Source organism: Sagittula sp. NFXS13 (assembly GCF_040148795.1).
Classification (GTDB): Bacteria; Pseudomonadota; Alphaproteobacteria; order Rhodobacterales; family Rhodobacteraceae; genus Sagittula; species Sagittula marina.
The window spans coordinates 1-12505 of the sequence record NZ_JAGEMH010000020.1; the positions used below are offsets into that span (position 1 = coordinate 1).

The 12505-nt window shown below is 57.3% G+C and carries 9 protein-coding genes; 3 read left to right on the plus strand and 6 right to left on the minus strand.

From position 1 onward, the window contains the following. Nucleotides 1-298: 298 nt before the first annotated feature. The 5 genes from J4E08_RS21785 to J4E08_RS21805 all read right to left on the minus strand — a co-directional run bounded on the left by J4E08_RS21785 (nucleotide 299) and on the right by J4E08_RS21805 (nucleotide 6212). Nucleotides 299-715: a DUF1284 domain-containing protein gene (locus tag J4E08_RS21785; RefSeq protein WP_349540286.1), complete on the minus strand. Its 417-nt coding sequence runs from the start codon at nucleotides 713-715 to the stop codon at nucleotides 299-301. Then, nucleotides 712-1302: a biotin transporter BioY gene (locus tag J4E08_RS21790; RefSeq protein WP_349540287.1), complete on the minus strand. Its 591-nt coding sequence runs from the start codon at nucleotides 1300-1302 to the stop codon at nucleotides 712-714. The genes J4E08_RS21785 and J4E08_RS21790 overlap by 4 nt, the downstream gene beginning before the upstream one ends. Before the next feature lie 138 nt (nucleotides 1303-1440). Continuing rightward, nucleotides 1441-2088, minus strand: a complete 648-nt coding sequence (locus J4E08_RS21795) for a GntR family transcriptional regulator (protein WP_349540288.1) — start codon at nucleotides 2086-2088, stop codon at nucleotides 1441-1443. 801 nt (nucleotides 2089-2889) lie between these two features. Next, a complete protein-coding gene (locus J4E08_RS21800; protein ID WP_349540289.1) occupies nucleotides 2890-5241 on the minus strand; it encodes a thiamine pyrophosphate-binding protein in 2352 nt (783 codons plus the stop codon). Then, a complete protein-coding gene (locus J4E08_RS21805; protein WP_349540290.1) occupies nucleotides 5238-6212 on the minus strand; it encodes a threonine dehydratase in 975 nt (324 codons plus the stop codon). Before J4E08_RS21805 ends, J4E08_RS21800 begins: the two co-directional genes overlap by 4 nt. 131 nt (nucleotides 6213-6343) lie before the next feature. Here J4E08_RS21805 and J4E08_RS21810 point away from each other — a divergent pair, with 131 nt between their 5' ends. Continuing rightward, nucleotides 6344-6796 (plus strand): Lrp/AsnC family transcriptional regulator, encoded by a 453-nt coding sequence (locus tag J4E08_RS21810; protein ID WP_349540291.1) that lies wholly within the window; start codon nucleotides 6344-6346, stop codon nucleotides 6794-6796. Nucleotides 6797-7109: 313 nt separating this feature from the next. Here the strand turns inward: J4E08_RS21810 and J4E08_RS21815 are convergent, their stop codons facing one another. Continuing rightward, nucleotides 7110-8096 (minus strand): chemotaxis protein CheB, encoded by a 987-nt coding sequence (locus J4E08_RS21815; protein WP_349540292.1) that lies wholly within the window; start codon nucleotides 8094-8096, stop codon nucleotides 7110-7112. A gap of 128 nt (nucleotides 8097-8224) precedes the next feature. Between J4E08_RS21815 and J4E08_RS21820 the strand changes: the two genes are divergently transcribed. Then, nucleotides 8225-11743, plus strand: coding sequence for a chemotaxis protein CheB (locus J4E08_RS21820; RefSeq protein ID WP_349540293.1), 3519 nt, complete (start codon nucleotides 8225-8227; stop codon nucleotides 11741-11743). Then, the gene (locus tag J4E08_RS21825) at nucleotides 11740-12105 is read left to right on the plus strand and encodes a response regulator (RefSeq protein ID WP_349540294.1); all 366 of its coding nucleotides are present in this window, start codon (nucleotides 11740-11742) and stop codon (nucleotides 12103-12105) included. The genes J4E08_RS21820 and J4E08_RS21825 overlap by 4 nt, the downstream gene beginning before the upstream one ends. The last annotated feature ends 400 nt before the right edge of the window (nucleotides 12106-12505 follow it).

Consider the following 12505-nt stretch of genomic DNA (forward strand, 5'->3'; position numbering starts at 1 on the left):
CAGCGATGTGTTGTACGAAGGCCAGTTCCTGGTCTTGTACTTCGTAGGGGCCCAACTGCTCATGTCGCCCAGCTATCATGCCGGATTCACACAGTGAATCCCTGAAGCGATTTGTGCAACAAAGCCCGCCGCAGGGTCAAGCACCTGGTCGCCCCTCGCGCGTCGTCGCTCCCGGCCCAGACCTGCCGTTCGAAGCGACCGTCGATGCGGCAACGCACCGTCACCGAAGCAGCCATTCGTGCATCGCGCAGCATTTTTCGTGGGTGAAGGTCGGCAGAGCGGACAAAGCAGTCTTTGCTTAGAGGCATGTGTTGGCATATTGCGCAGCGGCGACGGCGCTGCATAGGGAGGTCCACTCGCAGCCCTCGCAGGCCGATCTTACACTCATGGTGTCAAACGCGCGCCGCAGGGATCGGATCGACGCATCGTCCAGCACCAGACACGCTCCCGGCGTGGCCGCGCGCCCTAGCAGTTTCCCGATATCGTTGGACGCAGCCCGGTCCCGCGCGATCACGCTGTTACGACGGCAATGTGCGTCTTCGTCATGGAGCAGGGGCGCGCAGATATCGTCGGGACCATCGACGATCTTGATCTCTTCCCCCGCGGATATGCGCTCGATGATCGCTGCCATGTTGGTCGTGAAGGCAGGGGAATATCCCCTACCAACATGGGTCAGAATGCATAGAAGATGGTGGGGCCGAAGCAGCACCGTCATGCGTCGGCACGCTTCATCCTGCCGTGGATCAACTTGAGCACCATCGCGCCGAGCGCAGACTTCAGAACGGCACCTAGGAGGAACGGGACGACACCGGCCATGATAGCCTGCTCGGGGCCGATGAGCACTGCCAGCCACGTTGCGCCCAAAGCAAGGCAAACCGCATTGCTGACGAGCATGCCGACGAAGGCCAGTCCGACGCGCTGCCCGGTCCAGCCACGCTCCGCCAGCCAACCCATGATCATACCCGCGACAGGGAACGCGAAAAGGTACCCGCCCGTCGGCCCGATGAAGTGCTGCGCACCCGAAGCGCCCCCGGCCAGAACAGGCAGACCCAGAGCCCCCTCGACAAGCCAGGCCGTGATCGTGATGCCGCCAAGCCGCCACCCGTAGAGCGCGCCGATCAGGGCAACTGAAAAGGTCTGCAACGTCACAGGGACGGGCACCATCGGAACCTCGACATAGGACGAGAGCGCCAAGAACACGGTTCCCAAGATCACCGCGCCGAACTTCCAGGCGAGTGAGCGATTGCGAATGTCTAACGGGGTGCGTGCGGCACCGGCGGGCATGGCGGCTGAGGTAGTCATGCGAGCATCCTTTTCAAAATTATAGATAGAATCCCTATCCGATATCTAACTTTTGCCGAGAACGCAGATGCATAGCAAGAGCGCCGGGAAAACCAGCGGTCTTGCGGTTGGCCAAAGGCATGGAAAGGGGGCTTACCGCTACCTGCTGCTAAGCGACCCGTTCGGGGGCGCCTTCGATCCCATCCACGTGACGTGCCGCGACAGAAGCGAGGCGGCCAAGTCGATATTACCAGCTCGAAGCGCTAGCAAAATCGCGCGATGGTCGCGGTCAGTCGGGGTTTCCCACTCTGCGCTCCACCCTGAGAACAGGAAACGCGCACTCGCCACGTGCAGATCGTCGATCGACTGCGACAGGCGGGGCATCCCGCAGGGCGTCAGTATGGTGCGATGGAATCTGCGGTTCTCCTCCTCCCAGCCATAGACATCGCCGGCGCGATCCCCCGCGCGGGAGGCTTCTTCGGCTTCATCCAAGATGGCAGCCGTGAGGTGCGGAGCGGCGTTGCGAAGCGCCAGCACCTCAAGTGATCCACGCATCTGTGCGACCTCTCGGATCTCGTCGAACCCGAAAGCCGCGACCCGAACGCCGCGGCGAGGTTCGCTCTCGACAAGCCCCTGTGACTCAAGCCTGCGGAACGCTTCTCTCACGGGCACGTGGCTAGTGCTGAACTCCTCTGCAATGTGGTCTTGCCGCAGGCGCTCTCCCGCCGCGATCTGTCCAGTCACGATACGGTGGGCAAGCTCACGGTTAATCCGCGCGGCGTGGGATTCAGCTTTAGCTATCGTCATGGATTATAGATATTCCTGGCCAGGATGAACGTCTAGGTAGGGCTCCAAGCCGACCTTCGCTGCGTTGTAGGGACAAGCGCGTAGCCGTTCCTAGTTCGGCGTCGCTCCCGGCCCTGAGCCGACCTTCAGTCTTGGATTCTAATGCTGCAGCGCAGTCCGTCAAAGCTGCCGTTCGCCGAACGTTCGAACCTTGGCGGGTTCGTAAGGTCTGCTGAGTGGACGTTTTCTGCCGTTGGCGTCACTCCAGCATTTGTCATGTTGCGGTAATCGGCGCGGTTAAAAATAATCAGAGATGAAAGAGTTTTGATGAACGACCACTCTGAAGTTCTATATGTCCTCCATATCGCATTGATCGAAATCAGGGCTACAGAAAACATTAGAAAGGCACGCATTTTTGCCGATGTCGTTCATAATGTGCCGACCATGATAAGAGCTGGCAGGCCATAAGATGAAATTGCCGCCAAGGTGATGCTCAACGCAAAGCGACAAGGTGTAGATGATTACTTTTCAAAGCTTTTTGAGAAGGCAAAGAACGAGTAGGTATGGGATCACTGCCGACCTTCGCTGCGCGACAGGGCCAAGCGCCTGGTCGCCCATCGAGCGGCACCGCTCACGGCCCAGACCTGCCGTTCGAAGCGACCGTCGATGCGGCAACGCACCGTCACCGAAGCAGCCATTCGTGCATCGCGCAGCATTTTTCGTGGGTGAAGGTCGGCAGAGCGGGACAAAGCGCCATTTCGCTGCATTTGTTCGAACGTCCGCTATGCATCTGCCTGAAATCACTGATGTAGCCAAATACGGTCAGACTTTGGCGCCGGGGGTCAATTGTTTCACGGACTTCGCTATGGAGTCCCTATCGATGCGGAAATGCCTGTACAAATCATGGATAGTGCCAGTCTGCCCGAAGTGTTCGACACCATGCGCTATTGTCTTGTGTCCTTCGACAGCGCCCAGCCATGAGAGCGTTGCCGGATGGCCGTCAATGACCGTCACGATGCTGCACGTGTTTGGCAGCGGGGCGAGCAATGCCTCTATATGGCTCCATGCGTCGGGATTGCCGCGAGCCCGTTCGCGCTGTGCAGCCGTCCATCCGGCATTCAGTCGGTCCGCCGATGTTACCGCCAGAACGCCGACATCGCGCCGATGCTCGCCGAGCATGCCGGCCGCTGCGATGGCTTCGGGTGCGACGGCGCCTTGATAAGCAATGACCAGGGAACAGTTCGGCCCCGGCTTGCGTAACCAATAGGCCCCATCGATGGCACCTTGGCGGAAGTCATCGTCAACCCGTTTGCCGGGCTGTTCGATGGGGTTGGTCGATAGACGCAGATAAACCGACCCGCCGGTTTCATCGCGCAGCCGCGTGCGTTCATCCGGATCGCCTTCGCCGTCCTTTTGCAGATAAACAAAGGCCCACCCCATGATGACTGCCAGTTCGTCCGCGAAAGCGGGTTCAAACGCGGCCAGACCGTCCTGAGACATGCCAATCAACGGTGAGGCAATAGACTGATGCGCACCACCTTCGGGGGCCAGCGTTACCCCGGATGGCGTGCCAACAATCATGAACCGCGCATCTTGATAGCAGGCGTAGTTCAAGGCATCGAGGCCGCGTGAAACGAATGGGTCGTAGACCGTCCCGACGGGGATCAAGCGTTTGCCAAAGATGGAATCGGACAGTCCAGCGGCGGCAAGCAGCAGAAACAGGTTCATCTCGGCGATGCCCAGTTCGATATGCTGGCCGTCCGGTGTGAACTCCCATTTCGCGGTCGAGGGGATATTCTCGGCCCGGAAGGTATCTTCCTGATGGTCGCGTGCAAACAGTTTGCGCCGATTCACCCACGGGCCAAGATTGGTCGTGCCAGTCACATCCGGTGATGTTGTGACGATCCGGTCGGCCAGCACAGAGTCGCCCTTGGAAAGATCATCGAGGATTTTTCCAAACGCCATCTGGGTCGCAATTACACGATCAGGCGACAGCGAGATTTCAGGGACGTCTATTTTGGTATCGCTATACCGTCGCTGCCCTTTGGCAAAGAACGTTGTGTTCTGCAGATCTGCTTCAAACGCTTCAGGGTCTTCGATCGTCGCGAATCTGTCCCATTCTTCGCCAACGGGGACGCCCATATGGGCTTGCCAGTCGGCCATCTGTGTTTTGGTCATCAAGCCGCCGTGGTTGTCTTTGTGACCCGCAATTGGCGTTCCCCAGCCTTTGATCGTGTAGGCTAGGAAGCAGACGGGGCGGTCGTGGTCGATGGCATCAAAAGATTTGGCCATCGTCTGGGCGCAGTTGCCGCCGAGGTTCTCCATCAGCGCGGCCAGTTCATCGTCGCTGCGCGCTTCGATCAGGGCCGTCACATCGCCCTGATCACCCAAGGCGTCCATCAGCCGTTCGCGCCAGACCGCCCCACCCATGAACGTCAGCGCGGAATAAAGCTGATTGGGGCAATCATCAATCCACTGGCGCAACTTGTCACCGCCCGGCTCCGCGAAGGCGGCATTCTGGAGCACCCCATATTTGACCCGCACGACATCCCAACCGAAGGCGTCGAAAATCTGTTCAATCCTCTGGAACAGCCCTTCGCGCACCACACCATCGAGTGATTGGCGATTGTAATCGATGATCCACCAACAATTGCGAAGGTCGTTCTTCCAGCCCTCCTGCAGGGCCTCGTAGATGTTACCCTCGTCCAGTTCCGCGTCACCGACAAGCGCGATCATACGCCCCATGTCCACATCACCGCCCCAGGATTTCGCGGTGATGTAATCCTGAACAATGGACGCGAACGACGTAATCGCGACGCCAAGCCCTACAGAGCCGGTCGAAAAATCCACATCATCGATATCCTTGGTGCGCGACGGATAGCTTTGGACGCCACCATAGTCGCGAAAGCTCTCCATCTTCTCGCGAGTCTGGTTGCCCATCAGATACTGTATGGCATGAAACACCGGCGAGGCGTGGGGTTTGACAGCCACGCGGTCCTGCGGTCGCAAGGTGTGGAAATAAAGCGCCGTCATGATCGACACCATCGAGGCGGACGACGCCTGATGCCCGCCCACTTTGATGCCGTCAGCTTTGAGCCGAATGTGATTGGCGTGGTGGATCATCCAGTGGGACAACCACAGCACGCGCTGTTCGATTGTCGCGAGGTCGATCATATTTGTGGCACTCCGCCCTTGAGGACAGTCACAAACTGATCGGTGTCAATATTACCGCCACAGTGGATCACGCCAACCCGTTTACCGCGCATCGCTGCGCGCTCCTGCATCAAAGCCGCGAGGGGTGCCGCGCCAGCCCCTTCGGCGACATTGTGCGTGCAGCGGTAATAGGCGCGAACCGCCTCAGCAACTTCCTGATCGGTTACCGCGACGATCCGGTCTGCCCCTTTCGAATAGATATCAAACGCGTCCTGCACCGGAATCCGCACGGCCATGCCATCCGCAAAAGTTTTTGCGGAGTTTGTCTCAATCAGCCGACCAGCCTCAAAAGAGAGTTTTGCCGCTTGAGCCTCTGTTGAAACAACACCGACAACTTTGGTGCTCAGTCCAAGCGCATCGCGGACAGTGATGACGGAACATATCCCCGAGCCGCAACCGATGGGTACATAGACCGTATCGAGATCGGGGGCAGCCGTAAAAAATTCCAGTGCGTAGGACGCCACACCGCGCACCAGTTCAGGATGAAAGGGCGGCACGGGGGCAAGGTTTTCCTCTTGGGCAACGCGCATCGCTTCTTGTCGCGCAACGTCAAAGTCAGCACCGTGAACAATGACGTCTCCACCAAAGGCGGCCATCGCGGCGTTCTTTTCGGTCGAGTTCCCTTCTGGCACATAGATCTTTGCGATCAAACCTGCCGCAGTCGCAGCGCGCGCTTGGCTTTGCCCGTGATTGCCGCGAGTTGCTGTGCAAATGCCCCTGACATCAGGCTGAGTCCGCTTGAGCCAGTCGGTATAGGTAATACCGCCGCGCACCTTGAACGCTCCGGTGGGTGTATGGTTTTCGTGTTTTACCCAAACCTCTGTGCCAACCGCTTCATTTAGCAAAGGCCACGTATACTGTGGCGTCGGCGACATATGCTTGTGAACGAGGGTCGCTGCCGTTTCCAGCGCCTCACGGTTGAAAAGTACCATGAACTGTTCCTTCTATTTTCACGAAACCTAAGGCTACTGTTGCGATAGTTGTGGCTAAACACACCTTGAATTATCCTAAAGTGCGCCGCTTTCGACTTTAAAATCCGAATTTGTTGGTCAATTATCGCGCAATGGACGAATTGGACAAGCGAATCCTGCGCCGACTGGCGACAGATGGGCGCACTAGCATGAGCGATCTGGGTGATGCTGTGGGGTTGAGCCCGACACCAACCGCGCGGCGTGTGCGCGCTTTGGAGGAAACTGGCGTCATCGCAGGCTACAGCGCGCGATTTGATGACGAAAAACTAGGATATCCAGTAACTGTCTTTGTATCTGTACAGCTGGACAAGCAGATCGATGAAGCTCTGGCCAATTTCGAACAGGCTATTAGCGCGTTTGAAGAGGTGGTCGATTGCTGGCTGATGACAGGCACGCGTGATTATCTAATGAGGGTCTCTACAGTTGATCTAAAAGAATTCGAACGCTTCCTTACCCACCGGCTGACAAAGGTGCGCGGCGTCGCATCAATCGAGTCCTCGATCCCGCTACGAAGGGTCAAAGCCAATGCGTCGCGTACGCCTTAGCTTGTTTTTCGACGTGTCACATAGCAAAGAGACCTCTCTATTGCCGCCATTCGTGCATCGCGCAGCATTGGTGAAGGTGGGCTCGTTCCCGACCTTCGCTGCGCGGGGCCAAGCGCTTGGTCGCCCCTCGCGCTGCAGACCATGGGTGCTCGGGCCGGCTGTCGCTCGCGGCCCAAACCTGCCATTGGGCAGGATCACCTTTGCCGCAGCGCGGCTTCCTTTTACCGGACCTTCACTGCACGGCGCGGCATTTTCGATTTGCGGATGACTGCTACGCGGACGAAGCGACGCTGAGTACGACACCGCATCGGGTCTATGGCTGGCCTGTATTTCTATTCTTGATGATCTGTTGCAACCGTTCCGTATCTTCTTCGTATCGCACCGCACGTTCCTCCAATCTCCGGCGGCTTTCCGTTCCCTCTGTCTTTCTGGCCATCTGGCGGATCAGGGCTGCGCGGCCCTTGTGGGCGCGTAGGGCGTTGAACAGACTTTCATCCAATGCCCTGTCCTGACTCGCGTTCAGACTTTCCATGGTATAGGCGTGTCCAGTGTGACAGCGGAAGCGGGTCATCGGCCCGTCCTCGATCTGCCACAGGACGCCGTTGCAGTGCGGGCAGTTGTACGGCGACAATTCGCCCAGCCGCTCTTCATTGGCCATTGTAGCTCCTTCCAACCCGGCAATTTTCAACTCAAGTCCCATTTCCCAAGGCACGCCACCCGGCGGCTTGCATGGCCTGTTGGTTAGCGCAGCTATTTCGGCAGCCAGTGTTTCCAGCGGAACCGGTTCCGCTTCGGGCACCGCCGCCAATGCTGCGCTTGGCATGTCAGGAAAATCGGCGCTGTCCGGTGACTGGACCAAAATATGCCCGCCTGTTCGGTGCAGCGCACGCGCGCCTGCTGCACCGTCGTCCATCATGCCCGACAAGATCACCCCGATCGCGCGCGGCCCCCGATAGACGGCGGCAGAGCGGAACAGCGGGTCGATGGCCGGGCGAAAGTTATTCTCATGCGCGCCGCGTCGCAGATGCAGGTGATCTTGACCAATCATCATGTGAACATCCGGTCGCGCAAATATGATCTGTCCCGCTTCGATCTCCATACCGTCTTCGGCCAGCGTTACCGGCATTTTTGAGTATCCACGCAGCAGATCGACCGCGTGCTTCTCTCCTAGAGACGAAAAATGCTGGCAGATCAAAACGGCGGCTGGCAGGTCTTCGGGAAGATCGGCAAGCAAGCGGCGCAGTGCCGTGAAGCACCCAGCGGAGCCTCCGATGACGACGGTATCTACATGATGCGACATGGGGTCATTCTCTCTGAGTTCGGCGGTCCACTTCGGTAGCCGAACCGAGGTGAATGCGGCTGGTCTATTACACTAATAGGTGTAGGATGAACTGAACTTAGTTCAACATTTTGATGAGAGGGCTTATTATGGCTACGAAACCTGTTATCCCAATCGTCGGAATAGGCGCTTCCGCTGGCGGGCTTGAGGCCCTCAAGACTATGATCGGCCGCACCTCCTCACATACGGGCGCTGCCTACGTTATCGTGCAACATCTCGCCCCCGATCAGAAGTCGATCCTGCACGAGCTATTGCAGGCGCAGACGGACATCCCGGTGGCGCAGATCTGCGATGGTGAACGGATCGAGGCAAACCATTTCTACGTGGTGCCGCCCGGACACGTAGCCAGCATCGAAGACGACCATCTGAAACTGACGGCTCGGGACACTGATGATGCGCAGCATCGACCCATCGACTCATTTTTCGCATCTCTGGCCATCGCACGGGGTCGTGACGCCTATTGCGTCGTGCTGTCAGGCACGGGAAGCGACGGTTCCGCTGGATTGAAGGAAATCAAGGCCGCCGGAGGTTTCGCGCTGGTGCAGGAGAGCAAGGGAGCACGCTTTCCCGGCATGCCCGACAGTGCAGTTGCAACAGGACTGGTCGATTTCATTTTGCCGGTGGGAAAGATCGCGGGCCGCCTGGACGAGATTATTCAGCACCGTTGGGAACTGAGTAAAGGCGACGAATTCGACACGCTCCAGCAGGAGATCAAAGCGGCCCTGCCGCGCTTCGCAGAGCGTCTTGCCGAAGTCGCCGGTAACGACTTCAGCGATTACAAGCCCGGGACGCTGGTGCGGCGGATAGAGAGACGCATGACCGTCCTGCGGCTGTCAGACGTGGAGGCTTTTCTTGCGATTCTTGACGACGAGAAAGAGGCCCAGCTTTTGGCCCAGGAGTTTCTGATCGGCGTGACACAGTTCTTCCGGGACCCTCAGGCCTTCGATGCACTGCGGGAATTGGTGGTAGGTCCCCTTTTGGATACAGCCGATGGCACCATCCGCATCTGGGTACCCGGTTGCTCAACAGGGGAAGAGGCCTATTCACTTGCCATGATGATGATCGAGGAGATGGAAGCTCGTAAGGATCAGCGTGTCGTTCAGGTTTTCGGCACAGACATCGACACACCAGCGCTGGTCGCCGCACGCTACGGACTGTTCTCCGCCAATGCTGTAGAGAAACTCAGTGACGAGCGCCGCGACAGGTTCTTCCATATCGAAAATGGCCAATACCGTGCCACTCCCAAGCTCCGAGAGATGTGCGTTTTCGCGCCGCACAATCTCTTGCAGGACCCGCCGTTTTCGCGGCTTGATCTGATTTCCTGTCGCAATCTGCTGATCTACCTTTCGGCCAGTCTGCAAAAACAGGTGATCCCGCGCTTCCATTTCTCATTGCGGGGCAAGGGCCATCTGTTTCTGGGGCCAACCGAGAGCCTTTCTGGTGAAGAGCGCTTGTTCGAGGTGGTGGACAAAACCCATCGAATTTTCGCCAAGGACCCGGACGCGCGGACCACCTACTCTGCCTTGCTGGACGCACCGCGACGCCCGCGCGCCTTGCCGAAGGAAAGATTGATAGAAGTGCCGCAAGCGGATGTCTCGCTCGACCTGTCGAGAGAAGCGTCGGTCCAGCGCGAATTTCTGCGAGGCTATGCTGCGCCTTTCGCGCTTTTGTCGCGCACCGGCGATGTGCTTTATCTTTCGGAGAAAATGACCGGCTTTGTCCGGCCGTCGCAAGGTGCGTCTTCGACAATGCTTGACGCATATCTTGTGGCGGAGTTGCGATTGCCCGTACGCACTGCGCTGGCCAAGGCCGAGGAAACCGGAGACGTACACAAGATCGAAAACGTGGTCGTCACAAGCGAACCACGGCCCCGTGTCTTTGATGTTGAGGTCGGCCCGAACGGGTCAGATTTTATTCTGGTTCTGACCGAAGCACGTGCTTTTGACGCATCTGATCTGGGCACCGCAGTGGGCGAGCGCGCGACGGCGGATCGTGACATTCTCGAAACCGAAAATGTACAGCTTCGCAAACAACTCACCACGACTTTGCAGGAATGCGAAACCTCCAGTCAGGAGCTGAAGAGCACCAACGAAGAACTGATGAGCATGAACGAGGAATTGCAATCCTCGAACGAAGAGCTCGAAACATCGCGCGAGGAATTGCAATCGATCAACGAGGAACTGGAGACGGTCAACGCCGAGCTTCAGGAGAACAACCGACTGCTGACCCGCGCCAATTCTGACCTGAAGAACCTGTTTGAATCGACCGACCTGGCGGTTCTGTTTCTCGACCGCGAATTCTGTGTCCGCAACTTTACGCCGTCGACCGCCACTCTGTTCGGTATCCGCCCGCGCGACATCGGAAGGCCGATTTCAGACCTGTCGTCGCGGATCGACTATCCCGATCTGGAAGAGGATGCGCACAAGGTTGACGAGACGCTCCAGTCTTTTGAGCGCGAAGTCGTAGTGAAGGCATCGGGCCAGACGTTCCTGCTGCGCATCAAACCCTACCGGACCACGGACAACAGACTCGATGGCTACGTGCTGTCCTTTGTCGATATTACACAGCGTAAGAAATACGAGGAAACGCTTAAACGAAATGAGCGAGACATGGCGCAGCAATACGCCGAGCTGGAAAATCTTTATGATACGACGCCGGTTGGTCTATCCTTGGTGGATCGCGACCTCCGCTATATCCGGATCAATGACAAACTTGCCAAAACCAACGGCTTTTCGCGAGAAGATCATATCGGTAAGACATTCAAAGAGCTGCTGCCGGACCTCGAAGATGATCTTCGCGAAACCTATGATCAGATCTTGGCGACTGGCGAGCCAGTGCTGAATGTAGATATTGAAGGTGAAACCCCCGCCTCACCGGGTGAGACACGGCATTGGATTGGCGATTTCTACCCTGTCCTTCAGGGTGATGAGGTTTTCGCCATTGGCACGTGCGTCCGCGAAGTGACCGATCAGACGCGGATGATGAACCGCATCCAATCGCAGAACGACCAGCAAAAGCTGTTGCTCGGAGAGTTGCAGCACCGCGTCAAAAACACCCTCGCCACAGTCGGCTCGATCTCCAAGATGCTTCTGAAGGGCGTAGATGATCCGGTGGTCTATCAATCCCGGCTGGAAGACAGGCTGGGCGCAATTTCCAGAACGCATGACGTGTTGACCGATAGCAACTGGACGACCGCGACCTTCTCCGAGATCGTCGAAAACGAAGCTGCCCCTTACCAGCGTGAAGACCTGGAACGCGTCCGGCAAACTGGGCCGGAGCTGAACCTAAGTGCGAAACAAGCATTGGCACTTGGCATGGCGGTTCACGAATTGATGACCAATGCGGCCAAATATGGGGCGCTGTCTGTTGAGGGGGGCCACGTTGTCATCGAAACCTCGCATGACGCTGTCGATGGTAGCGATCACGTTCGCATCGTCTGGAAGGAATACAACGGCCCCAAGATCGAGACCCCTCCCGCACGCACCGGTTTCGGGAGCCTGATTCTGGAACGTGTGCTCAAGAGTGATCTTTCGGGCGAAGTCATCATTGAATATTGTGAAGACGGCCTATGTTTTCAGGTAGATTTCAACTTGGGCGGGGCCAAATGAAACATTGCGATATTCTAATTCTGGAAGACGAAGCTATCATTGCCATGGACATTGAAACGACTCTGGAAGCAGCGGGTCATGACAATATAGCTGTTTGCAGCACAGTTGATGAAGCAATGGCACAAATTGAAAAGAGCACACCGAAACTGGCGCTGCTGGATTTCAATCTTGGAAATGGAGGGACGAGCGTTCCCGTTGCCGAGCGGCTCAGCAAATGCAGCGTCCCATTCATCTTTCTGAGTGGCTACACCGAGTCCACAGTGGCGATACCCGAAGACATTTCTGCCGCAGCACGCCTCGCCAAGCCATTTCAAAGTGCAGAACTGATAACGCGGGTCCAGAGTGTCTTGAACGGATCATGAGCTTTTTAAAGTGATTTCCATAGTTTCTTACCGGGTAACAGCCAGATGATTGAAATGCGTCGCTGAGGGGTTAGCAATTAACTTGAATTATCGGCTTCAAAGGATCAGTGAAGACATCTATGGGCCACGCCGCGTAGGTCAATAGGGCACAGCGCCGCCGTGCGCAACGCAGAAAAATTCTGATTCTTGCATTTATTTGAATGTCGGCTCCTGCGGATGGCGCATTCTGAGCTAGCACGCGCAGCGAAGGCCGGCTGTCCGCCCTTGCTGTAGAGGATCACACCACCTACGCGAACGGCCCGAACCCGACATTCGCGCCATGGCAGAGAGCTGCGGTGCAGCTTCACGAGACCAGCCATTCCTTCGTCGTGCAGCATTTTCGGAGGGTGAACGGGACACT

Bases quoted from the DNA above. Each gene is read 5' to 3' on its own strand.
- J4E08_RS21785 (WP_349540286.1), bottom strand. From the start codon at position 715: ATGACGGTGCTGCTTCGGCCCCACCATCTTCTATGCATTCTGACCCAT.
- J4E08_RS21795 (WP_349540288.1), bottom strand. From the start codon at position 2,088: ATGACGATAGCTAAAGCTGAATCCCACGCCGCGCGGATTAACCGTGAG.
- J4E08_RS21790 (WP_349540287.1), bottom strand. From the start codon at position 1,302: ATGACTACCTCAGCCGCCATGCCCGCCGGTGCCGCACGCACCCCGTTA.
- J4E08_RS21825 (WP_349540294.1), top strand. From the start codon at position 11,740: ATGAAACATTGCGATATTCTAATTCTGGAAGACGAAGCTATCATTGCC.
- J4E08_RS21810 (WP_349540291.1), top strand. From the start codon at position 6,344: ATGGACGAATTGGACAAGCGAATCCTGCGCCGACTGGCGACAGATGGG.
- J4E08_RS21820 (WP_349540293.1), top strand. From the start codon at position 8,225: ATGGCTACGAAACCTGTTATCCCAATCGTCGGAATAGGCGCTTCCGCT.
- J4E08_RS21815 (WP_349540292.1), bottom strand. From the start codon at position 8,096: ATGTCGCATCATGTAGATACCGTCGTCATCGGAGGCTCCGCTGGGTGC.
- J4E08_RS21800 (WP_349540289.1), bottom strand. From the start codon at position 5,241: ATGATCGACCTCGCGACAATCGAACAGCGCGTGCTGTGGTTGTCCCAC.
- J4E08_RS21805 (WP_349540290.1), bottom strand. From the start codon at position 6,212: ATGGTACTTTTCAACCGTGAGGCGCTGGAAACGGCAGCGACCCTCGTT.